This is a genomic window from Amycolatopsis sp. NPDC031561 (assembly GCF_055580625.1).
In genome coordinates, this window is record NZ_JBVILA010000001.1 from 1 (window position 1) to 22,681 (window position 22,681).

Consider the following 22,681-nt stretch of genomic DNA (forward strand, 5'->3'; position numbering starts at 1 on the left):
CCAACCAGAAACCGTTCACGAAGTCCTGAAACACATCTGTTCACGAAGTCCTGAAACAGGACACGCGGTTAGAACCGTCCTTACCACTCACGAGGCCTGGCCTGGGGCCGGTCACTTCTCGATGGCGTAGGCCTCGATCTCGACCTTCATCTTCGGGTCGAGCAACGCCGAGACCTCGACCATGGTGGCCGCGGGCAGCACGTCGCCGAAGGCCTCGCGGTGGGCCCGCGCCACCAGGTCGGCGTCCTTGATGTCGGTCACGTAGGTGACCGTGCGCACCACCGCGGCGAGGCTCGAACCGGCCTCCCGCAGCGCGGTCTCGATGATCGAAAGCACGGCCGACGCCTGTTCGTACGCGTCGCCCGACCGGAACGGCTCACGCGCCGTCGTGCCGGACACGTGGATGTGGTCGCCGACGCGCACCGCCCGGCTGTAGCCGAAAATCTGCTCGAAGTCCCCACCGGAAGAGATGTTCACCCGCTCAGTCATGATCCGAACGAAAGCACAGTGACGGCCGGAGCGGAACCGGATTCGCCTCACCCATGATCGAACACGTTCAGGTGGTGCCTGGACTTTCGAGTTGAGTGTGGTGGTGCGGCTTGTAGCGTCGGGCTGAGTTCGCTCGTCACCGGGAGGCTCTTCGTGGTCGTCGCACAGCGCCGGCGCCTTGTACTGAAACCGTTGTCACGACGGGTTTTGTCGTTCGGCACAGTGGCGGCCCTCCTCTTCGGCGCCCTGGTCACGACGGGGACGGCGCAGGCGGCGACGTGGCCGGTGCAGGGCGAGAACGATCCGTCGACGTTCGACTGCGATCACCTGTACTACAGCAACTTCCGGTCCGGTATGCAGTTCCGCACCGGCGCCTCAGGTGACGCGGAGATCCAGAACACGGTGATCAGCAAGCGGGCGGGCGCGGCCCCGCCGGACTACTGGTCGACGAACATGGCGCTGGGCAAGGATCCGGACACCGGGCGGGTCGCCGCGTTCTACTCCAGCTACACCACCGGGAATCTCACGCTCTACAAGCATGTGTCGGGAACGAACACGGTCACCGACGAGATCGCCGGGGGAGCGTCCCGCAAGCTTCCCGCCGGGGTCAACTGGGGCGGGCTCGGCGCCGATCCCGCCACCGGAATGCTTTACGGCGCGCAGAACGGCGGGGCGCCGGTCCTGTTCGCGATGGATCTCGCCAGTGGCGAGACGAAGACCTTCTCCCGGGGATCCACGCTGAAACCCGTTCCGGCGAACGACCCCGTGTTCGCCGGGGGATCGCTCGTGCCGGACCTGTTCGTCGATTCCTCCGGTGGCGTGTACTACGGGATCGTCTACGGCGGGCAGAGCTACGTCTACCGGTTCGATCCGGACACCGGCGAGACCACCCAGGCGGTGAAGGTCACCGGACCCGGCTCGTCCAACGGCTTCAACAACTACGGCATGGCCTTCCTGAACGGCTCGATCTACCTCGGCTACTACGGCGGCGCGCTGTACAAGGTCGATCCGCGCACCGGCGTGTCCCAGCAGGTCCCCGGCGGCAACGCGCACACCAGCCAGGTCGGCCGGATCACCTCCGAATCCGGCGGGACCTGGCCCATCACCGACCTGGCCAGTTGCTCGATCGCCCCGGACCTGACGAAACGGCTCGTGGTCGCCAAGAAGGCGGACAAGACCGACGCGAAACCGGGCGAGAAGGTCACCTACACCGTCACCGTCGCCAACGAAGGGACGGCGGCGGCACCCGGGACGGTCGTCACCGACGACCTGTCGGGCGTGGTGGACGACGCCGGGTACAACGACGACGCGAAAGCCCTCTCCGGCGGTTCCGAGCTGGCGAAACCCCAGTACGACGCCGCGGGAAAGCGCCTGACCTGGACGGGTGAGATCGCCGCCGGAGCGACCGTGACGATCACCTATTCGGTGACGGTCGGTTCGCCGCCGGGCGGCGACAAGAAGCTCGACAACGTCGTGACCGTGCCGGGCAGCAACTGCGCCGAGGGCGGGAAGGACCCGCACTGCGCCGCGCTCGTCACCGTGGCGACGTTGAAGATCGTCAAGACCAGCGCGCCGAAGAAGCCCATGCCGGGCCAGAAGGTCACCTACACGGTCAAGCTCACCAATGACGGCACGGCCGACTGGACGGACGCCACCGCCGTCGACGATCTGTCCGATGTGGTCGACGACGCGGCGTACAACGGCGACGCGACCGCGACCAGCGGCGTCGTGTCCTATCTGGAGGGTGACAAGACCCTGCGCTGGGCCGGTGCCGTCGGGAAGGGCGGCACGGTCACGATCACCTATTCGGTGACCGTGGCGAATCCGCCGGGCGGGAACAAGCGGCTGACCAACGCGGTCGTCGGACCGGACGGCTCCACCTGCCCCGAAGGCGGCACGGATCCGGACTGCGGCACCGACGAGCCGATCAGCGGACTCGTGATCACGAAGTCGGCCGCCCCGGCCACGGCCAAACCCGGCGACGTCGTGACCTACACCTTGACCGCGCGGACCATCGACGGTTCGGCCGCGGCCGGTGTCACGCTCACCGACGATCTGTCGGGCGTCGTCGACGACGCCACCTACAACGGTGATGCCGCCGCCACCGCCGACGGTGTGCCCACCCCGGCGCAACCCGGCTACGACAGCGCGACCACGACGTTGATCTGGACCGGCGACGTCCCCGCCGGGAAGACCGTCACCATCACCTATTCGGTGAAGGTCGGCACGCCGCCGGGCGGGGACAAGGTGTTGCGCAACGCCGTCACCGGCCCGGACGGCTCGTCGTGCCCGCCGGGAAGCACGGACCCGGCGTGCGGCACGGTGACCCCGATCGGCGCACTGGAGATCAAGAAGACGGCGAGCCCGGCCTCGGCCATGCCCGGCGACAAGGTCACCTACACCGTGAAGGTGAGCAACGTCGGCCCGGCGGCGTACCCGGGTGCCTCGTTCACCGACGACTTGACCGGCGTCCTCGACGACGCCGCCTACAACGGCGACGCCTCCGCCACCTCGGGCGTGGCCACGTTCGACGAGCCGCGCCGGAAACTCACCTGGACCGGTGACGTCGCCGCGGGGAGCGCGGTGACGGTCACCTACTCGGTCACCGTCGGCGAACCGCCGGCCGGGGACCGCAGGCTGACCAACGTCGTCGTCGGACCGGACGGCTCCACCTGCCCGTCCGGCGGAGGGGATCCCGACTGCGCGACCGAGACCCCGATCGGGGTCCTGGTGCTGGCCAAGACCGCGACACCGGCGACCGCGAAGCCGGGGCAGGCCGTCACCTACACCGTGACCGCGAGCAACCCTGGAACCGGCGTCTACCGCGGCGCCCGGTTCACCGACGATCTGAGCGGGGCCCTGGACGACGCGACCTACAACCGGGACGCGCGGGCCACCGCGGGCACCGTCACGTATGCGGAGCCGAAGCTGACCTGGACGGCGGACCTTCCGGCGGGCGCCACGGTGACCATCACCTATTCGGTGACCGTGAACAAGCCGCCCGCCGGGGACCGGACGCTGCGCAACTCCGTGACCGGCACGGAGGACTCGACCTGCCCGCCCGGTTCGACGGACCCGGACTGCTCCGCCGTCACCCCGATCGCGGCGCTGCGGGTCGTCAAGACCGCCGCTCCCGCCGCGCCCCGGCCCGGCGAACGGGTCACCTACACGGTGCGCGTCCAGAACACCGGCACCGCGGCCTACCCGGGCGCCCGGATCACCGACGACCTGACCGGGGTCCTCGACGACGCGACCTACAACGACGACGCCACGGCGACCGGCGGCACCACCGGCTACGAGGCCCCGGTGGTGACCTGGACCGGCGACGTCGCCTCCGGTGCCACCGTGACCATCACCTATTCCGTCACCGTGAACAGCCCGCCCGGCGGCGACAAGAAGCTCTCCAACGCCGTCACCGGCACCCCGGACGGCAACTGCCCGCCGGGTTCGGCGGATCCGGACTGCGGGACGGTCACGCCGGTGCCGTCGCTGAAGATCCGCAAGACCGCCACCCCGCGGGAGGTCAAGACCGGCGACACGATCACCTACACCGTCACCGTCGAAAACGTCGGCGCGGCAACGGATCCCGCCGCGTCGTTCACCGACGACCTCACCGGTGTGCTGGACGACGCCACCTACAACGGCGACGCGAAGGCGGACAAGGGCACGGTGACCGTCGCCGTCGTGAAGCCCTCCCTGACCTGGACAGGCTCTCTCGCTCCTGGCGCCAAGGCCACCGTCACCTATTCCGTCGTCGTGACCAACAAGGGTGACAAACGCCTGGTCAACGTGGTCACCGGCGCGGGCTCCAACTGCGAAGAGGGCTCCGAAGACCCCGACTGCCGCAACGAACTGCCCACCCCCGCGTTGCGCATCACGAAGTCGGCCGTCCCGGCGGTGGCCGCGCCGGGCGGCAAGGTCACGTACACGGTGGCCGTGCGCAACACCGGTCAGGCGCCGTATCCCGGTGCTTCGTTCGCCGACGATCTGACCAAGGTCCTCGACGACGCCACTTACAACGACGACGCACGGGCCACCGCGGGCTCCGTGGCGTACAAGGCGCCGAAGCTGACCTGGACGGGCACGGTCGCGCCCGGCGCCTCGGCGACCATCACCTACTCGGTCACCGTGGCGAAACCCTTGCGCGGAGACCACTTCCTGGACAACGCCGTCACGGGCGACGAAGGGACCAACTGCCCGCCGTCACCGGCCGATCCGGCCTGTTCCACCCGCACCCCGGTGCTGTCGATGACCATCGCCAAGGCCGCGTCGCCGACCAGTGGCGTCGCTCCGGGCGGCAAGGTCACGTACACGCTGTCCATCGCCAATACCGGCACCGGCGGCTATGACGACGCCGTCGTGACCGACGATCTGGCCGGTGTCCTCAGTGGAGCGACCTACAACGGCGACGCGAAGGCCACGAGCGGATCGGTCGCGCTGACCGAAAAGCTGCTTCGCTGGCACGGCAAGCTCGCTGTCGGGCAGAAGGTCGTCGTGACGTATTCGGTCACCGCCGGATCCGGGGAAGGGAAGCTGCGCAACGCGGTCACCTCCACCACCCCCGGCGCCAACTGCCTCACCCCGGTCGAGCCCGGCTGCTCCACCGAAACACCGATCACCCCCGGCGAGCCGCCGACGCCTCCCGATCCGGCCCATCCTGATCCGACCAAGCCTGATCCGACGCAGCCCGGCGACCCGGCGCCGGTCCGGCCACCCGGTACGGGGCCGCTGGCCTCCACCGGATCGCACACCGCCGACCTGCTGGCGCTGGCCTTCGCCGCACTGCTGGCAGGCGCCTGGATGCTGCGGTACGCGCGCCGCCGGGTCCGCCGCTGAGCGGCCGGTTTGCGTTCTCGGGCAGTGAGGCTTGTTCGTACGGGCAAGCCTTGCGGCCCGGTGCTCCGGGGGATCCGCGGTGCTGCCTAGGATGCCTTTGCAGGAACGGTGTTTTATGCTCTTTTTCGGCTTGAGGCGTGGTGAACGGCCTGCCGGCTGTCCCCGTCGTCGAGCCGTGCCCCCGGTGGTGACCCTGTCCAGAGCGAGCAAGGCGGCCCATGCAACCCAACTTCGACGCCGGTGAGGATTTCGCCCTCCTCCTGGAGCGGGAAGCCAAGAAACTCGAGGAAAAAGCCAGCGCGCTGACCGCCGCGTTCGCCGCGTCCGCCTCCACCGCGCAGTCGGCGGACGGCTCGGTGACGGTGAAGGTCGAGGCCAACGGCTCGCTGAGTTCCATCGAGTTCAGCAACCGGGCGCTCACGCTGGGACCGGCCAGACTCTCCTCACTCGTCATGCAGACCGTGCGCGAGGCCCAGCGCAGGACCGTCGAGAAGGTCACGGAGTCCTACACCGAGATCAACGGCAACGACGAGGCCGCGGAACTGGTCCGCACCTTCATGCCGAAGGTCGAGGACGAAGAGGGCGGCGCGCAGGACGGCCCTGAACAGGAGAAGTGGGCGCCGGAGGCGCACCACGAGGAACGGCCGCCGCAGCCGGGCCGGTGGACGCCGCCGCAGCAGCCGGGTGGGGCCAGGCCGCAGGCCGGTCCCCCGATGCCGCCGCAGCCGGGCCGCCCCGTGCGGCCCCCGAACCCGCCGGCGCCGCCGCCGCGCACCCGGCGGCCGTCCACTCCCGACGACGACGAAATGAGCCCGTGGTGAGCGGTGGACGCGAGGTAACGACAGCGGCGCTGAAGGAATTCGCCAAGCACCTCGACCGGCTCGAGGAATCGCTGCAGAAGAGCGCCGACATGGTGGGCAGCTGTGTCGCCGACCCCGGCCTCTTCGGCATCTTCGGCGGCCAGGCCTACGGCGCGGGCGCGAGCATGCACTGTGGCGAGGCACGCGACCAGCTGAACAAGTACGCGGAGAACATGCAGAAGTTCTCCGACAAGATGCACGAGGCCGCGAAGCTGTACGAGTCCAACGAGCAGGACTCGGAGAAGCTGATCACCGCCGCCGGCGACGGGATCGAGGAGGTGAAGGTCAAGTGAGCGAGTACCACCGGAACGATTTCGGGAGCAACAGCGCCGTCAGCGCCGAGGACTTCAAAGACGAGAAGAACAACTTCCTCGCGGGCAGTGGTGACACCGCGGGCGCGGGCTTCTTCGATTCGGCGTTCGCGCTGAAACGGGCGACCAACGAAGGTGACGCCCTCACCATCACGATGGCCTCGATCGGGATGGGGATCGAGATCCTCGGCATGGTCCTCGACCCGATCGGGTCGTTGCTCACCGCCGGGATCGGCTGGCTGATGGAGCACGTCGTCATCTTCCGCTGGCCGCTGGACTTCCTGCTGGGGGACCCGAAGGGCATCGAGGCGGCCAAAGAGGCGATCTACGAAGAGGGCAAGACGGTCAAGCAGTGGTCGGAAGACCACAAGACGTCCACCAAAAACCTCTTGGAGACCTGGAAGGGCGACGCCGCCGAAGCGTTCCGGTCCGACATGGAGGGTGTCGCCGAGCAGCTCGACGCGCTTGCCGGCTACATCAACCTCGCCGGCAAGCAGATGGGCATCGCGGGCGCGATCATCGGTGCCGTCCGCGGCATCGTCCGCGACATCATCGCCATGACCCTGGCAGGCATCCTCAAGGCCGCGATCGTGGCGGTCGCGCTGGCGCCCGTCACCTTCGGCGCCTCGATCATCGCGGCGATCACCTCCATCATGGCCACGGTCGGTGTGGCGATCGCGAAGATCGCCAAGCAGATCGCCGACATCGCCAAGCGGCTCGCCGAGATGCTCAAGATCCTGGCCAAGACGCGCGGGGCGGCCGACGACGTCGTCAAGATGAAGCTCAGCGGCAACATCGACAAGATCAAGGTCCCGGTGGGCGGCGGCAAGAAGCCGCCACCAGAAGCCGCCCCGCCCGGGGCTCCGCGGATCGAGGACGTGAAACCCGACCCGCTGGCCAAGCCCAAACCGGACAAGCTCGGCGACCAGGCAGGCTGGATCGTGCGGGAAAAGCTGCTGAAGGAACTGCGGGCAAAGGGCGAGCTGTCCGACGCCGCGACGAAGAAGCTGATGGAGCGGTTCGACTACTGGTCCAGCATGCCGATGCCCGAGTTGACCAAGAGGCTCGGCAAGACCACGGCGGAAAACATCGAAAAGGTCACCAAGATCCTGAGCGACCCGACCTACGGTGCCTCGGGCATGGCGGGGAAGACCATCGTCGAGTTGACGAAGGGCATCCCGCCCGCGGCGAACGAAAAACCGCCGGAGGACGAACCGAAGGAATGACGGCCACCGGAGCCCCGCACCGATCGAGGTGCGGGGCTCCGGTCACGTAAAGGGGGACCTGATGGGAAGCGGACCGGTTGTGCGGCCTGCCAGCCGGGACGACGTGATGGCCATCTGCCACTTCGGCGAGGAGCACGTCCGGGCCCACTACGCGCCGTTGATCGGCGAGGAAGCCGCAGCCCGGCAAGTCCGGATGTGGTGGCACGAGACGAATATCGCCGGGGCAGTGGCTCGCGGGTCGGTGGTGGCCGCGGACGACGGCGGGAACCTGGCCGGTGTCGGGCAGCGCGGTCTCGACGGCGAAGACCACGTGATCTACAAGCTCTACGTGCACCCGTCTCATCGCGGCGGCGGGCTGGGTGTCCGGCTGCTCGATGCCCTCATCGGACAGCTGCCCTCGGACGCCGAACGCTTGTACATCGAGCATTTCGTGGCCAACGAGCGCGCGGGCGCCTTCTACGAGCGCGAGGGTTTCACGGTGGATCGGATCGAACCGAGTTCCACGGGAGACCCTCGGCTCGGTGTGGTGTGGCGCGTCCGGAGTCTTCGCTAGCGGAGGTTCCGGGCGAGGGCCCCGTCGAGCCAGCGGTCGACCTGGCGCTGGCCACGCAGGCGGACGATGACGAGGCCCGGATACCGGTTCTCCTCGATGACCTTGTGCACGCGAGCCCGGATGAGCGGGTGGTAGCGCCAGGCGAGTTTGACGATGTGGTCGGGATCGGTGAAGAACGTGTGCAGCGGACCCTCGACGTTGCCGCCCGCGATCTTCGAGCCGCGTCCGGCCTTCCGTTTCAGCGTCCGGACGACGGTGCGGGCCACGGTCATGGCCCGCGGGTGATCGAGCCAGACCAGCACGTCCAGCCGCTCGGTCATCCGCTCCCGGACCTCCTCGCCCTGCCACTCGATGGCCCACTCGTCGCCTTCGAGGTACTCCAGGACGTCGGCCTTCCAGGTCTCACGCACCGTCCAACCGGGAGCGTGGAAGAAGGATTCGAACTCGATGAACGGCAATCCCATGCGCTCGCTCAGGGTTCGCGCCAGCGTCGACTTCCCGGCTCCGGCGGGACCCGCCACCGCGGCCCGCCGGATCCGCCGCCCGGGCAGGGCGTCATCCGGCCCGATGATCTCCATGCCACTAGCGTAAGGAGCCGTCCTACCGATTTTCGGCGGCTGTTTTGAGGTCCTTCAACCAGATCTCGAGGCCTTGGCGGTTCGGTTCGTGCCGCGTAGTCCGTGAAGGACTCTTTGAGGGACCCAGGGTCCCTCAAAGTTCCCCTCACCCGCCAGGGAACAGCACCTCCAGCCCCAGCGGCATCACCAGCCACGACGATCGCGCGTGAAGGGTCCCTTCCCTCGGCTCAGCCGAGGAAACGCGACCTTCACACCTCCAGGCGACCAGCTGTACCGAAGCCCGCCTCAGGCCGCTCGGCCGAGGAACGCCAGGAACCGGGTCTGCTGGTCGGCACCCGGCGCCGGCTTCAGCTTGGGGCCGAAGGTGCCCGGTGTCCGGCTGATGATCAACCGGGCGAGGGAGAACGACGGTCCGACGATGTCGGGCTCCATCGTCACCTCCACACCGAGCGCCGAGCCGACGTCCCAGGTGTGGACCAGGGTGTCGAAGGTCAGCAGCGCGAGGTAGTCCGTGACTGTCGCGTCAGGACGGTTGGCCACGTACCACGCCGGGGCGGGCAGGCCGAGGAACTCGTCGGTGACGACGGCGTCCGTCGCTTCGCGGGTCGCGCGCCACTGGGCCAGCGGGTCCTCGCCCGCCAGTTCGCCGGGATTCGCCGAGCCCGCCGGGCCGTTCCGCGGCGTGTACTCCTCGCCCGCCGCGTGACGGCGCAGAACCTCCACGCCCCAGATGACGTGCCCCGCCACGTCGCGCACCGTCCAGTGCTCGCACGCCGAAGCCGCGTCCCACTGTCCCGCCGGGACGGCGGCGAGCACGGCGTCGAAGGTGTCCTGTGTCCGCTGGTAGCGGTCCACGATCTCTTTGGTTTCCATCAGCCCTCCGCGGCACGGATCATTTCGACGCCGACTTCAGCGTCGCGTTGACGGCGTCCGTCAGCTGTTCGGCACCCGGCACCAAGGCCTTGTCGAGCGCGAGGGCGTACGGGATGACCGTGCCGTCCGGCCTGCAGACCCGCCTCGGCGGCGCCACCAGATCGAATTCTTCGGCCGCCGTCGCGACGATCTCCGCGCCCAGCCCGCACATCCGGTTCGAATCGTCGATCACCACGAGGCGCCCGGTCTTGTTGACCGATTTGCGCAGGCAGTCCCAGTCGAAGGGGTACACCGTCCGCGGGTCGACGATCTCGATGTCCACCCGGTGGCTGAGGCTCTCGGCGACCTCGATCGCCGTGCCGACGTGCTGCCCCACCGCGACGATCGTCAGGTCGCCGCCCTCGCGGACGACGTTCGCCTCGCCCAGCGGCACGATCTCGTCTTCGCCACCGTAGGCCGGATCCGTCGCCCCCAGCAGCGGAGACGGCGCGAACACCGCCACCGGGTCGGGATCCTGGATCGCCGACCGCAGCAGTCCGTACGCGTCCGACGGCAGTCCGGGGACCACCGTCTTGATCCCCGCGTGGGCGAGCAGGCTGTACGGGTTGTCCGAATGCTGGCCCGCCCAGCCGAACCTCGAACCCGATCCCGACACGAGATAGGTGACCGGGATCTGCACCTGCCCGCCGGTCATCAGCGAGAACTTGTGCGCCTGGTTCACGATCTGCTCGAAGACCAAATAGATCAGCGAGGAGATCTGGAACTCGATGACCGGCTTCTTCCCGAGCATCGCCGCGCCGGTACCGAAACTGGTGAAAGCCTGTTCCGACAACGGTGTGTCCAGCACTCGTTCCGGGCCGAATCTGGGCAGCAGTCCCGAAGTGACGCCGCTCGCGCCGACGCCCACGTCTTCACCGAGCAGGAAGACGTCCTCGTCCGCCGCCATTTCGGCGTGCAGGGCGAGATTCATCGCGTGCATGTAACCGAAGTTCTCCGGTGAGGGCAGCTCGCTCACAGGATCACCCCCGGCCGGACAGCGGTGGATCCCGCGTACAGATACATCAGCGCGTCCTTCGGGTCGGGCAACGGGGCGTTCTTCGCGAACTCGACCGCGTCGTCGATTTGGTTTTTGATGGCTTCGTCGATTTCGGCGACGACGTCGTCGCCCAGTTTCCCGCCCAGCAAGGGAATCGGATCCCGCTCGCGCCACTGGGCCACTTCGTCGCGATCGCGGAACTCGACACCCAGCAGTTCGAGTACGGAGTGGTGTCCGAAGAACCGGTAGGTCGCGCATTCCAGGAAAGCGGGCCCTTGCCCGGTGCGGCAGTGTTCGATCAACTCCTCCGTCGCGGAGGCCACCGCCTCGACGTCCATGCCGTCGACGGTGCGCGCGACCATCCCGAATCCTTCGGCGCGGCGTGCCGCGTTGCCCGCGAGTCCCGATTCGAGTTTGAGGCTCGTCGCGTACATGTTGTTCTCGCAGACGAACAACACGGGCAGAGACCAGATCGAGGCGAGGTTGAACGCTTCCAGCAGGACACCTTGGCTCATCGCGCCATCGCCGAAGAAGCTGACGACGACCTGCGAGTTCCCGCGTGCCTTGGCCGCCCACGCCGCGCCGGAGGCGATCGCTCCGCCGGCGCCGACGATTCCGTTGGCGCCCAGGATGCCCAGCTTCATGTCCGCGGCGTGCATCGATCCGCCGCGGCCCTTGTTGAAGCCTTCGAGGGTGCCGAGGAGTTCGGCGAGCAGACGGCGGGGGTCCGCGCCTTTCGCCAGCACGTGCCCGTGTCCCCGGTGGGTGCTGGTGATGTAGTCCTGGTCGGTCAGGTTCGAACAGACGCCCACGGCGACGGCTTCCTGACCGATGTACGGGTGGATACCGCCGTCGATCTCGCCGTCGATCGCCATCGCCAGGCAGCGTTCTTCGAACTCTCGGATCAGTTTCATGGACCGGTAAAGGGCCATCTGGTGTTCACGGGTCATTTTTGCAACAGCCCTTCGTGGTCGACGGTGAGACGGGGCCGGACGAGCATCCTGTCGACGTAACGAAGCAGCGCGCCGTCGTCGGGGTTCGGTACGACGATCGTGGTGAACTCGTCGTTCGGACGACTGTCCTCTGTGGAGTCGAAAGAGGACTCGAAGATCAGCCTCAGAATGGCGTGTTCCTCGGAGGAGTGCGCTTCGAGCTTGGAGAGCCACTCGGACAACGGCAGGGTGTCGATCGCCGTGCCGTCGCCGCGCAAGAGATCGAGCAGATGCGTGAGACGCATCGGCCGGCGGCTGTCGAGCACGAATCGGCTGCCGTCGCGCGATCGCTCCGCGCCGAGCCGGGCGAGCTGCGCGGCCGTCTCGTCCACCGCGATCCAGGGTTCTTCCAGCTCGGTGTCCGGCGCGGCGCCGAGTTCGAGGATGACGCGCAGCACCCGCAGCATGATGTCCCGGGAGTTTCCCTGCCCGGTGCGCGAATCCCCGACGATCCGGGGCAGCCGGTAGGTCGCCGCCGGGATCCCGCGTTCGTACGCGGCGGTGATCAGCTGTTCGGCGTGCGACTTGGTCTCCGCGTACCCGCTGCGGGCACCGGTTTCGGCGCCGGCGGAAATGGTCGATACGAACTGCACCTGCTTGAGCCGCGTGGTGGCCGCCAGCCGGATCAGTTCACGGGTGCCGCCGACGTTGGCTCCTTCGAGCTGCTCGTAGCTGGAGAGCGCGTCGACCCAGGCGCCGTTGTGACAGATCAGGTCGATTTCGCCCGCGAGCCGCTCGAAGGTCGTGTCGGTGAGCCCGAGCCCGGGCGCCGCGAGATCGCCGGGGACGACCGCGATCCGGTCGAGGTCGACCTCGTGAGACAGGCCGTAGCGGTCGAGATTTTCGCGCAGCCGAAGCAATCCCGCGTTCTCGTCCGCGGCCCGGACGAGGCAGTGGACGCGCACGCCGTCCCGTTTCAGCAACTCGCGGACCAGGTAGGCCCCGACGAAGCCGGTGGCCCCGGTCAGCAGGATGTCCGAAACCTCGCCGGGCGCGCGGGGCGGCAGCGGGTCGGGGAGGATGCCGCGCAGGATCGGCAGCGGATCGAACGAGCGGGCACCGGTCGTCAGCCCCTCGCCGGTGATCCCTTCGGCCAGCTTCGCGATCGTGGGCCGCTCGAACAACGTCCGCAACGGCAGGTCGATCTGGAGTGTCTCCCCGATCCGGACGGCGAGTTGCGCGGCCTTGAGGGAGTGCCCGCCGACGTCGAAGAAGCTTTCGTCCCTGCCGACGGCTTCGCGATCGAGGACCTGGGCCCAGATCGCCGCCAGGGTTTCCTCGGTCGGGTTCCGTGGCGGGGCGAACGGCGTGGCCGTGTCCGGTCGAGGGCCGTCGTCGGGTTCCGGAAGTGCCTTGGTGTCCAGCTTTCCGTTGAGGGTCAACGGGAGTTCGGGCAAGGACACGAACGCCGCGGGCACCATGTATTCCGGCAGCACGGTGCGCAGCCGGGTACGCAGTGCGTTGTCGTCGAGGACGCCCGAGACCTTGAGGTACGCGACGAGTCGCTTCTCCCCGGACGTGTCTTCGCGCGCGACGACGGCGGCCTGCGAAATGTCCTCATCGGACAGAAGGGCGGCTTCGATCTCCCGTGGCTCGATGCGGAAGCCGCGGATCTTGACCTGGTCGTCGACGCGCCCGAGGTACTCGATGTCGCCGTCGGCGTTGTGACGGACGATGTCCCCTGTCCGGTAGAGCCGCTCGCTGGTGGTGTCGTGGCGATTGGGGACGAACTGTTCCTCGGTGAGTTCCGGTTGTCCTCGATAGCCTCGTGCGACGCCGGGTCCCGCCACGTGGAGTTCTCCCTGCACCCCCGTCGGAGCGAGCCTGCCCTGCTCGTCGAGGACGTACACGCGGGTGTTGCCGAGCGGGCGGCCGATGGGGATGCCGGTGAGGTCGGCGGGAACCGGGGCCGGGATCGGGTGACACGTGGTGAACGTGGTGCATTCGGTGGGGCCGTAGCCGTTGAAGAACCGTGTGCCCGGCAGCGCGGCGACGGCGCGGCGGACGTGGGTGACGGACAGCGCTTCGCCGCCGACGAGCAGCTGCCGGAGCCCGGTCAGCGCCGTGGTGTCCTCGTCGACGATGTGGTTGAACAACGACGAGGTCAGCCAGGCCGTGCTGATCCGGTGCCGGGTGATCGCGTCGGCGAGCGGCCGGGCGGTGAGCACTCGTTCGCTTGCGATCACGCAGGTGGCGCCGGTGAGGAGGGCGCCCCAGATCTCGAAGGTCGCCGCGTCGAACGAGATCGCGGACGCGTGCAGCACCACTTCGTCCTGGCCGAGGATGCCTTCCGGGAGCCCGGTGACGAGCCGGATGATCGCCCGGTGCTCGATTTCGACGCCCTTGGGACGTCCGGTCGAGCCGGAGGTGTAGATGACGTACGCCAGGTCCCGGGGCTCCACACCGGACTCGACCGCGGCCGATGACTCCGCTTCAAGGGTGGGATCGCCGGTCGGATCGGTGGTGATCACCAGTTCGGCCCCACCGTCGGTGAGCAGGAGCCGCCGGCGTTCCTCGGGGTACTCCGGATCGATCGGCAGGTACGCGGCACCGGTTTTGAGTACCGCGAGCACCGCGGTGATCAGCCCGATGGAACGCGGCAGGCACACCCCGACGAGGTTTCCGGGCCCGGAACCCAGGGCGCGCAACCGGTGCGCGAGCCGGTTGGACCGGACGTCGAGTTCTGCGTAGGTCAGCGAGTCTTCGCCACAGATGAGGGCCGTCGCGTCGGGACGACGGAGGACCTGTGCGGAGAACACCGCGGGCACCGTCGCCGGATCCGGCAACGTCGTGGCGGTGTCGTTCCAGTCTTCCGCCAGCCGTCGGAGTTCGGCGTCGTCCATCATCGGCAGGGCGGACAACGGCCGCTCCAGCCCTTCCCCGACGGACGCGAGCAGCTGCCGGAAGTGCCGGACGAACCGCTCGATCGTGACCCGGTCGAACAGGCGGGCGTTGTAGTCGACCCGCGCCTCCAGCACACCGTTCCGGTCCGTCACCTGGAGCTCGAGGTCGAACGGATCCGCCTCCGTGCCGACGGGTGAGATCTCCGGCAACGGCACGTCCACCAGCCGGAACGCGACCTGCGTGAGGGGATTGCGGCTGAAGTCCCGCCGGGGCGCCAACTCCTCGACGAGGCGTTCGAAGGGAATGTCCGGGTTCGCGTAGGCGCCGAGCGTGGTCTCCCGAACGCGCCCGAGCAGCTCCGGGAACGTGGGGTCGCCGGAAAGATCGGTGCGCAGCACCAACGTCTTGGCGTCGTACCCGAGGCCGGTCTCGCCGGAGGTGGGTACGCCGACAGTCACGTCGTTGGTGCGTGCGTAGCGGGAAAGTACGACCTTGAAGGTCGCCAGCAGCGTCATGAACAGGGTGGCGTCGTGGCGGCCACTCAGCTCACGAAGCTGTTCGGCGACAACGGAATCCACGCCGAAGGTGACCGAGTCACCGCGGTAGGACGCCACCGGCGGACGCGCGCGATCCGTCGGCAGTTCCAGCGCCTCGGGCACGTCGGCGAGTTCGTCCCGCCAGTAGTCGAGCTGCCCCTGCAGGGCCTCGAAGATCGGCTCGTCGGGATTCCGCATCGCGTGTTCGACGAGCCGGACGAGCCTGCCGACGATCCGCGTGGCGGTGGAGCGGTCGAAAAGACTGGTGCGGAACACCAGTGAGCCGTGCAGTTTGCCGTCCTGCACGTGGGTGACCAGTTCCAGGTCGAACCGGGTCGCCACGCCCGCCCACGGCACGGGGGAGATCTCGCCCTCGCCGGGTGTGGGGAGCTCCCCGTTGTGCACGACCACGACGTCGAAGATCGCGTTGCGGCCCGCGTCGCGTTCGGGCCGGACCTCGGCGACGACCTGGTCGAACGGCGCCTGCTGATGGGCGTACGCCTCGACCATCTTGGTGCGCGTCACCTTGAGCAGTTCACGGAACGACATCGAGGGGGTGAGGTGGGCGCGCAGCACCACGGTGTTCACGAAGAAACCGAGGACGTCGGCGAACCGGCGGTCGTCGCGGCCGGCCAGCACCGTTCCGATCGTGACGTCCTGCTGTCCTGAATGGAGGGACAGCAGGGCTTGGAACACCGCGGCCACGGCGCTGGAGAGCGCGCACCGGTTCCGCAGGGCGAAGGCACTGAAGGTCTTCGTGAGCTCGGCGGGCAGTTCGAAATCGACGTGGTCGCCCGCGAAGCCGGGATTGCCCGTTCGCGGCCGGTCCGTCGGCAGTCGCAGCGGTTCGAAACCGGCGAGTTCCCGGCGCCAGTAGTCGAGGTGTTCCGCCGCGGATTCGTTGTCGCGGCCGGAACGCTGCGCCGCGACGAACTCTTCGTAGGTCACGTCGAGCGGCGCGGGGGTTTCCGAACGGTAGAGCGTGACGAGATCCTCGGTCACGATCTGGATGGACCGGCCGTCGGTGATCATGTGGTGGTTCACCACGCACAGCACGGCCGATCCGTCGGCGCACTCGACGACCATCGCGCGCACGGGCGGCGCCGCCGCGAGATCGAACGGTTCGCTGACCAGTTCGGCGGTGTGCTGCTGCCAGGCGTTCTCACCGGGACCGGCGGTCCGCCGCGTCACCGGGATGCGGAAGTCCGGTACGGAGACCGCGGCGGGCGTCCCCGATCCGTCCACGACGAACTTCCAGCGGAGCACCGGGTGCCGTTCGACGAGCGCGCCGAGCGCCCGTTCGAGTGCCTCGAAATCGACGCCGTCGTGGAACCGCAGGACGATCGGGATGTTGTACGCGGCGCTGGTCCGATCGAGCTGCTGCACCAGCCACAGACGCTCCTGCCCGAGCGACAACCTCATCGACTTCTCCTTCATCCGACGCTCGCGGGTACCGGCGGGGCCGCGGCTTCGATCAGCATCTTTTCGTCGACTTTCCCGTTGCGGGTCAAGGGAATCTCGTCGACCTGGACCCAGCGGGCCGGTAAGGCGTAGCTCGGCAGCTGACGCGACAGGAACTCGCGCAACGATCGCGGATCCGCCTCGGCACCGGGGTGCACGACGATGGCCGCCACGAGCTGGAGACTTTGGTTCGGTTGCCGCGAGACGACGATCACGGCGTCGCGGATCCCGGGGTGACCGGCGAGGATGGTGCCGATCTCCTCGGTTTCGATGCGATGCCCGTCGAGTTTGATCTGCTTGTCCGCGCGGCCGAGGAAGAGCACGTTACCGTCCGGATCGAGCCGGACCAGATCCCCCGTGCGGTACAGGCGTTCGCCGACGTCCGGCGAGAAGTGGCCGAACCGCTTTCCCGTTTCGGTCTCGTCGCCGAGATAGCCGTCGGCCATTCCCGCTCCGGCCGCGTACAGTTCGCCGATCCCGCCGGGCGGGACGAGACGGGCGTTCCGGTCGAGGACGAAGACCTTGGTTCCGGCGATCGGCCTGCCGATGGGAAGTGGCCCGGTGACCTCCACTGCGGAACGCACGGTGTGCGTGGTCGTGAAGGTGGTGTTCTCGGTGGGGCCGTAGCCGTTCGTGATCACCAGTCCGGGATAGGACTCGAGCAGCTGTGTCACGGCGTCGTGCGGGACGACCTCGCCCCCGCTCAAGAGCCAGCGGAGCCCGGCGAGTGCCTGCGGCCGGGACTTGACCACCAGCCGGAACAGGCTGGCGGTCAACCAGGCGACCGAGACTTCCCGCTCGGCGAAGAACTTTTCGAGCTTCCGGACCGCCGGAAGCCTGCCGGGGAAGACCTCCAGCGTCGCGCCGTTGAGCAAGGTCACCCAGATCTCGTACGTCGACGCGTCGAAGGCCAGCGGCGCCATGCGCAGCACACGGTCGCCGGGGCGCGTTTGGAGTTCCGGTGTCCGCGCGAGCCGCGCGACCGCGCGATGCGGGACGACGACGCCCTTCGGTTCGCCGGTGGAGCCGGACGTGAACGCGATGTACGCCGTGCGGCCCGGGTCTTCAGAGCCGGGCGCCCGGCCCGGTGACCCGGGATCCGGGTGCTGCCCGGGAACCCAGGAATCGACGCGGTGGAGCCCGCGCAGGACGGGATGATCGGCCGTGGCGGTGTCGACCACCGCCACCGCGGGCGCCAGCTTGCCGACGATCCTCGCCAACCGGGCGTCCGGCGCGTCGTCGTCGAATCCCGCGTACGCGGCGCCGAGACGGAGGATCGCGAGCAACGCCACGATCTCGCCCGCCGACCGCCGGGCCGCGATGAGCACCGTGTCACCAGGCCGGACCCCCGCGTCCCCCAGGACCTCGGCGTACCGCCCGGCGGCGAGCGCGAGCTGTTCGTAGGTCAGCTCGACGTTCGCGTCCCGCACCGCGATCTCCCGCGGCCGGAGCCGGACCTGTTCCAGGAACAGGGATTCGATACCGGACGGCGGGCTTTCGGCGCCGGCCAGCGCGTCGAGGATCCGGCGGCGTTCCGGCGCGATGCAGCGCACGTCCTGAAGACGACCGTCGAGCGAGGCCAGCTCGGTCACCGCGGTGGCGACGTCGGCCGCGAAGCCGTGCGCGACGTCCGGCACCTCGGTGACGAAACGGATCTCGCCGGAACGCAGATCGGCGTCCGCGGACACGATTTCGAGGTCCGCGGAGCCGTCTCCGCCGTCTCCGGCCGTCCGGACCGAGCGCAGGAAGTCGCCGACGAGCGCGTCGTCGTCGATCCGGAGCCGGATCACCTTCCCAGCGACCGAGATCGCGGCCTCGCTCGCGGCCGTCCACCGGCACAGGGTGACCGCGAACGCGGCCACCACCAGTGCCGCGCGGTCGTCCGCGGCGGATCCGGCCGCGAGTCCGGCCGTCAGCTCGTAGGGAACGGGGCGCGCCTCAGGCATCGGCCTTGCTGCTCCCCGCGTTCAGGCGCTCCAACCGGACATGGAGGTGGTCGGGCCGCCGGAAGATGTGACCCCGCTCGCGGAGCCGCCAGAAACCCTTCCGGACGCCGTCGAGCGAGCCGCCGAGCCGGACGCCGCCGAACCGGAGCGACAACCGCTCGAACAGCGTGTCGAACTCCGCCAGGGCCAGCTGGATGCCCAGGCAGGTGTGCGGACCGGCCGAGAACGCCAGCAACCGCTGGTCGGTGCGTTCCGGGCGCCAGGTGTCGGGATCCTCGAAGGTGTTCTCGTCGCGGCTGGCGCTGCCCAGGGAGAGCAGGAGCGCGGACCGGCGCGGGATGTCCACCCCGTGCAGTGTCAGGTCGGTGGTCGCGTACCGGAGGATGGTGTGACTCGGCGGCTCCCACCGCAGCGTCTCGCGCACCACCTGGGTCCGGTATTCCTGATCCGCCAACGCCGAAAGCTCGACGTCGTGCGCCAGGACCGCGTACATGATCTTGCCGATGGTGGCGACGCTCGTCTCGGTCCCGGCCAGCAGGAACAGCGTCGCCGTGCCCAGCATGGATTCGTCGACCGGTTCACCGGGAGGGAAGACCAGGTCGAGGAACGGCATCCGGTCGCCGTCCTCGCGGGCGGCCATTTTGTCCTTCAGGTACTCGATCAGCTCCGCCTTGGCCGTGAGCGCCGAGTCCAGCGAGGTCGCCGGGAACTCGATCGCGCCCGCCAGCGGAAGGACCCGGGGGCGCAGCCAGGCCGCGTCCTCCGGCGGCAGGCCGAACAGCCGGGTGACCATCGCGTAGGGCACCCCGACCGCGACCCGCTCCATGAACTCGACGTCGACCTCGTCGCGGGAGCCCATTTCGGCCTCGATCGAGTCGAGGACCTGGTCCACCGCGGGAACGAGGATCTCGGAGCGCAGCCGTTTCACCGAACCACCGGCGAACAGCGGCATGAACAGCTTGCGCAGATCACGGTGGCGCGGCCCGTCGGTGTCCAGCAGTGTCCGGCCGAACAACCGGCGGCTGCTGCGCATCGGGAACCCGCTGCCGACCTGCCGGTCCGACAGCAACTCCTGGACGTCGTCGAACCGCGTGATCAGGAAGGCGTTGAAGGCCGACGACCAGTGCACGGGTTCCGACCGCCGAAGTTCCTTGTAGATTTGCCACGGATCGGCGAGGAATTCGTCCGAACTGAAGTCCAGGCTCACCTTCGTGGTGCTCATTTGTCGCCTCCGTTGCCGACCAGCTCGGTCCGGGACTTCAGCTGGCGGCCCGCCTCTTCCGACGTGAGCCTGATGGACTCCGTGGTCCCGGCGTACCCGCCCGCCAGCGCGGGCACGACCTCGTGCGCGAGACCCGTCAGCTGCTCGAGAGTCGCCTTGTGCGAGACCCAGCGGGGAACGAAGAAGTTCAACGAGACCGGGTCGCCGACGCGGTCCAGCAGATCGCGGATCCGGCTGACGCAGGTCGCGGTGTCGCCGACGATGAACCCGCCCGTGTCGACGAGGTTCTGCAGGGTCTTGCGGTGGGCCACCGGGGAATCCGGGATCGGCATGCCGAGGGTGTTCCGGTACAAACCGCGCCGCAGCGCGGAAAACCCTTCCAGGAGTTCCTCGACGCCCTCGGCGGGGGAGTCGGCGATGTGCACGAAGACGTTGCACCGGATCCGGGTCCCGCCCGCGGACTTGTTGCGGTAGGAGTCGACCCGTTCGATCAGCGCGCCGACCGGATCCGGATCCATGCCGGGCCGGATGGAGCCCCACGGCGGTGCCACGTGGACGGTCGGAGTCGTGGCGGTGTCCGTCAGGAGCTCGATGCCGGCGGGGCTCAGCGAAGACGCGACGACGGTCTCGATGGCTCCGGGGCCCCGCAACGGCTGGAGCTGCAGGACGGCCTTCTTCACGGTGAACCACGGTGTCGTGGTGTTGACCGTCTCGCCGTTGAGGAGCGCCTGAACCGTCTCCAGCGCCGCCCGGAAATGATCGCGGACCGTGGCCGGGTCCACCCCGATCATTTCCATGTCGTGCACGTAGGTCCCGGTCCCGACGCCCAGGATCGCCCGGCCCGCGGTGAGGTGGTCGAGCAGCGCGATCCGTTCCGCGACGTGCAGGGGGTGGTGATAGGGCAGCGGGATCACGCCGGTGGCGAAGCGGATGCGGCGGGTTTCCCTGGCCAGTGCCGCCATCAGCATTTCCGGCGAGCTGAGCGTGCTCCAGCCGCTGGAGTGGTGCTCGCCGAGCCAGATCTCGTCGAAACCCAGGTCGTCGGCCAATACGCTCAGTTCGATGTCACGGTGCAGCGACGCGTGCGGGCTGACCGAAGGGTCGTGAAAGGGCGGCAGGAAGCAGCCGAACGCCTTGGAATTCATGATCCGAAAACCTCTTGATTCTTTGTCCGGGGGCGATCGTGATCGGCGGGCGACGGTCGTTTCTCAGCCGGCGGGCACCTGTTCCAGCAGGTAGTCGCAGAACTTGTCCACTGTGGTCAGATCCTCGTTCTCTTCGAGGTCGATGAACACGTCGAGCTTCGTCTCGATCTTCTCGATGAGCGCCAGGTACTCGATGGAGCTCATACCCGTCTCGGGGAACTCCGTGTCCGCCTCGATGGTCTGGTTTTCCAGAACACCGCCCGCGACCTCGGACAGCAGGGAAAAGATCTGCTGACGTAGTTCCGACCGTGCCTCTTCTGCGCTCATGTGTCCCCTTATGCTGATCCGCGCCGATGGGCGCGGGTAGACGAGTTCGGAATTCCGGTTCTACCGCGGGTGAGTACGGCGAAAAGTAAACCGGTGGTTTGAGTTGATCACTTGCCCCGTGATTCACGGCAGCGAAAGTCACCCCAGCGTGGCGTCCGTGCATGCGGGCGGGTTGACACTATTGTGTCCCGAATAGGCCACGGTTCGCAACACTGTGCGGACCCGTCGACTTCTGCATGATTGGCCGGAAAGTGCCATATGACAAGAAAAACTCCTGGTGAGCGACGTCTCGACGTCGCTCCGCCCAGGAGTTTTCGATACGTATGAAGCTATTTCAGCGCTGGCGTTTCTGAATCAGCGCCGCGAATTGACGCCAGTCTTCGGCGCGGGTCTTGGCGAGCTCGGAGATCAATTCGAGCCGGTGTTCGGGTATGTTCCTGGCGACCTGATCCCACTCGTCCCGGTCGTTGAGATGGCCGTCCAGCAAGCGCACCAGGGTGCGCCCGGCCTCGGTGTAGCGAATGGTGGGATCCGACCGGAGCCGCTCCACCGCCGCTTGATCGGCGGTGGTCTGGGGGTGGGGGTCGGCGGAGCGTGGTCTCGCCGGGGGCCGTGCCGGGCTCACTTCCCGCGGCGTCGCGGGGGAGGACGTTTCGGTGTGGCGGTGCCGATGCCGCACGTCGTGCGCCGTCGCGAGGGAAACCCCCGCGCTGCGCGCGATTTCCCGGATGGAGGCGGACGGGTTGCTCGCGAGCAGCTCGTGCGCGCGACGGCGGCCCTGCGTCGGATCCAGCGCGCGGACGCGGCCGTCACGACCGACGTGGGCGTTCGACTGGGGAACTTCCCCAGTCGAACGGCGCAACCGGCCGACCGTCTTGTGGGACAGGCCCGTGACCGCCGCGATGGCGCGGTCGGACCACTGGGGGCGCAGCCCGAGGATCCGGCACGCGGCGGTCTTGCGATCAGCGAGGGAAAGCGGCAATCCGTGTGCGATGTTCGACTTCACGGCGAGGATGAAGGCGGCTTGCTCGTCCCCGTCGAAGAACCGCACGGTGATCGCGGTGGCCTTCTTGATCTTGGCCGCCTGCAACCGGTGCGTTCCGTCGATCACCCGCATCGTGGGACGGTGCACGAGAATCGGGGGGAGCGGGTTGTCCGTCTCCGCGAGTATTCGTGCGTAGGCGAGATCCACTCCCGCCGCCCGTGGTGAGCTTTCCGCCGACAACGCGTCCAGCGGCACTTCGACGACCTCGCCGAGCGCTGGATCCGAGGCCGCTGTCCAGTCACTTTCCCGCCTGGCCACGGGGATCTGTGGACTGTCTGCCTGTTTTTCCTTGTGCCAGTTCAACATCTTCTAGCCCCCAGAGCACTTGGATCATGTCAAACCTTTTCCATCATTCGAGCCGGTGTGTGAACTTGTCAAGGGCCGTGAGTCGCAACCGGGCC

At 68.3% G+C, this 22,681-nt stretch carries 16 protein-coding genes; 5 read left to right on the plus strand and 11 right to left on the minus strand.

Annotation, left to right across the window (positions count from 1 at the left end; all coding sequences use genetic code 11):
* Positions 1 to 111: 111 nt before the first annotated feature.
* Positions 112 to 489, minus strand: coding sequence for a RidA family protein (locus tag ACZ5IK_RS00005; RefSeq protein ID WP_465485843.1), 378 nt, complete (start codon positions 487 to 489; stop codon positions 112 to 114).
* 192 nt (positions 490 to 681) lie between these two features.
* On the opposite strand from ACZ5IK_RS00005, the gene ACZ5IK_RS00010 reads away from it, so the two are divergent.
* The 5 genes from ACZ5IK_RS00010 (at position 682) to ACZ5IK_RS00030 (ending at position 8,275) form a co-directional block, all read left to right on the plus strand.
* Entirely contained in the window at positions 682 to 5,325 is a 4,644-nt protein-coding gene (locus ACZ5IK_RS00010) for a DUF7927 domain-containing protein (RefSeq protein WP_465485844.1), read from the plus strand.
* 218 nt (positions 5,326 to 5,543) lie between these two features.
* Positions 5,544 to 6,146 (plus strand): YbaB/EbfC family nucleoid-associated protein, encoded by a 603-nt coding sequence (locus ACZ5IK_RS00015; protein WP_465485845.1) that lies wholly within the window; start codon positions 5,544 to 5,546, stop codon positions 6,144 to 6,146.
* The gene (locus ACZ5IK_RS00020) at positions 6,143 to 6,478 is read left to right on the plus strand and encodes a type VII secretion target (RefSeq protein WP_465485846.1); all 336 of its coding nucleotides are present in this window, start codon (positions 6,143 to 6,145) and stop codon (positions 6,476 to 6,478) included. The genes ACZ5IK_RS00015 and ACZ5IK_RS00020 overlap by 4 nt, the downstream gene beginning before the upstream one ends.
* Positions 6,475 to 7,722 carry a WXG100 family type VII secretion target gene (locus ACZ5IK_RS00025; protein WP_465485847.1) on the plus strand — a complete coding sequence of 416 codons (1,248 nt, stop codon included), beginning with the start codon at positions 6,475 to 6,477 and terminating at the stop codon, positions 7,720 to 7,722. The genes ACZ5IK_RS00020 and ACZ5IK_RS00025 overlap by 4 nt, the downstream gene beginning before the upstream one ends.
* A gap of 61 nt (positions 7,723 to 7,783) precedes the next feature.
* Positions 7,784 to 8,275, plus strand: coding sequence for a GNAT family N-acetyltransferase (locus ACZ5IK_RS00030; protein WP_465485848.1), 492 nt, complete (start codon positions 7,784 to 7,786; stop codon positions 8,273 to 8,275).
* On the opposite strand, the gene ACZ5IK_RS00035 is transcribed toward ACZ5IK_RS00030, so the two are convergent.
* The 10 genes from ACZ5IK_RS00035 to ACZ5IK_RS00080 all read right to left on the minus strand — a co-directional run bounded on the left by ACZ5IK_RS00035 (position 8,272) and on the right by ACZ5IK_RS00080 (position 22,538).
* A complete protein-coding gene (locus tag ACZ5IK_RS00035) occupies positions 8,272 to 8,853 on the minus strand; it encodes a P-loop NTPase family protein (protein ID WP_465485849.1) in 582 nt (193 codons plus the stop codon). The two genes, ACZ5IK_RS00030 and ACZ5IK_RS00035, sit on opposite strands and share 4 nt — an antisense overlap.
* A 285-nt stretch (positions 8,854 to 9,138) precedes the next feature.
* The gene (locus ACZ5IK_RS00040; protein ID WP_465485850.1) at positions 9,139 to 9,726 is read right to left on the minus strand and encodes a TIGR03086 family metal-binding protein; all 588 of its coding nucleotides are present in this window, start codon (positions 9,724 to 9,726) and stop codon (positions 9,139 to 9,141) included.
* 19 nt (positions 9,727 to 9,745) lie between these two features.
* Complete coding sequence (locus ACZ5IK_RS00045; protein ID WP_465485851.1) at positions 9,746 to 10,741, minus strand: alpha-ketoacid dehydrogenase subunit beta; 996 nt, start codon at positions 10,739 to 10,741, stop codon at positions 9,746 to 9,748.
* The gene (locus ACZ5IK_RS00050; RefSeq protein ID WP_465485852.1) at positions 10,738 to 11,676 is read right to left on the minus strand and encodes a thiamine pyrophosphate-dependent dehydrogenase E1 component subunit alpha; all 939 of its coding nucleotides are present in this window, start codon (positions 11,674 to 11,676) and stop codon (positions 10,738 to 10,740) included. Before ACZ5IK_RS00050 ends, ACZ5IK_RS00045 begins: the two co-directional genes overlap by 4 nt.
* Before the next feature lie 32 nt (positions 11,677 to 11,708).
* Positions 11,709 to 16,556, minus strand: a complete 4,848-nt coding sequence (locus ACZ5IK_RS00055; protein WP_465485853.1) for an amino acid adenylation domain-containing protein — start codon at positions 16,554 to 16,556, stop codon at positions 11,709 to 11,711.
* Positions 16,557 to 16,567: 11 nt separating this feature from the next.
* A complete protein-coding gene (locus ACZ5IK_RS00060) occupies positions 16,568 to 18,541 on the minus strand; it encodes an amino acid adenylation domain-containing protein (RefSeq protein WP_465485854.1) in 1,974 nt (657 codons plus the stop codon).
* On the minus strand, positions 18,534 to 19,763 hold the full coding sequence (locus tag ACZ5IK_RS00065) for a cytochrome P450 (RefSeq protein WP_465485855.1): 1,230 nt from the start codon (positions 19,761 to 19,763) through the stop codon (positions 18,534 to 18,536). Before ACZ5IK_RS00065 ends, ACZ5IK_RS00060 begins: the two co-directional genes overlap by 8 nt.
* Positions 19,760 to 20,908 carry an LLM class flavin-dependent oxidoreductase gene (locus ACZ5IK_RS00070; RefSeq protein ID WP_465485856.1) on the minus strand — a complete coding sequence of 383 codons (1,149 nt, stop codon included), beginning with the start codon at positions 20,906 to 20,908 and terminating at the stop codon, positions 19,760 to 19,762. Before ACZ5IK_RS00070 ends, ACZ5IK_RS00065 begins: the two co-directional genes overlap by 4 nt.
* A gap of 63 nt (positions 20,909 to 20,971) precedes the next feature.
* Complete coding sequence (locus ACZ5IK_RS00075; protein ID WP_101610278.1) at positions 20,972 to 21,235, minus strand: acyl carrier protein; 264 nt, start codon at positions 21,233 to 21,235, stop codon at positions 20,972 to 20,974.
* Positions 21,236 to 21,569: 334 nt separating this feature from the next.
* A complete protein-coding gene (locus ACZ5IK_RS00080; protein WP_465485857.1) occupies positions 21,570 to 22,538 on the minus strand; it encodes a ParB/RepB/Spo0J family partition protein in 969 nt (322 codons plus the stop codon).
* Between the last annotated feature and the right edge of the window lie 143 nt (positions 22,539 to 22,681).

What these genes read in the sequence shown, in the direction of transcription:
- ACZ5IK_RS00065 (WP_465485855.1), bottom strand. Translation starts at nt 19,763, where the DNA reads ATGAGCACCACGAAGGTGAGCCTGGACTTCAGTTCGGACGAATTCCTC.
- ACZ5IK_RS00035 (WP_465485849.1), bottom strand. Translation starts at nt 8,853, where the DNA reads ATGGAGATCATCGGGCCGGATGACGCCCTGCCCGGGCGGCGGATCCGG.
- ACZ5IK_RS00070 (WP_465485856.1), bottom strand. Translation starts at nt 20,908, where the DNA reads ATGAATTCCAAGGCGTTCGGCTGCTTCCTGCCGCCCTTTCACGACCCT.
- ACZ5IK_RS00060 (WP_465485854.1), bottom strand. Translation starts at nt 18,541, where the DNA reads ATGCCTGAGGCGCGCCCCGTTCCCTACGAGCTGACGGCCGGACTCGCG.
- ACZ5IK_RS00040 (WP_465485850.1), bottom strand. Translation starts at nt 9,726, where the DNA reads ATGGAAACCAAAGAGATCGTGGACCGCTACCAGCGGACACAGGACACC.
- ACZ5IK_RS00050 (WP_465485852.1), bottom strand. Translation starts at nt 11,676, where the DNA reads ATGAAACTGATCCGAGAGTTCGAAGAACGCTGCCTGGCGATGGCGATC.
- ACZ5IK_RS00055 (WP_465485853.1), bottom strand. Translation starts at nt 16,556, where the DNA reads ATGAGGTTGTCGCTCGGGCAGGAGCGTCTGTGGCTGGTGCAGCAGCTC.
- ACZ5IK_RS00005 (WP_465485843.1), bottom strand. Translation starts at nt 489, where the DNA reads ATGACTGAGCGGGTGAACATCTCTTCCGGTGGGGACTTCGAGCAGATT.
- ACZ5IK_RS00075 (WP_101610278.1), bottom strand. Translation starts at nt 21,235, where the DNA reads ATGAGCGCAGAAGAGGCACGGTCGGAACTACGTCAGCAGATCTTTTCC.
- ACZ5IK_RS00030 (WP_465485848.1), top strand. Translation starts at nt 7,784, where the DNA reads ATGGGAAGCGGACCGGTTGTGCGGCCTGCCAGCCGGGACGACGTGATG.
- ACZ5IK_RS00015 (WP_465485845.1), top strand. Translation starts at nt 5,544, where the DNA reads ATGCAACCCAACTTCGACGCCGGTGAGGATTTCGCCCTCCTCCTGGAG.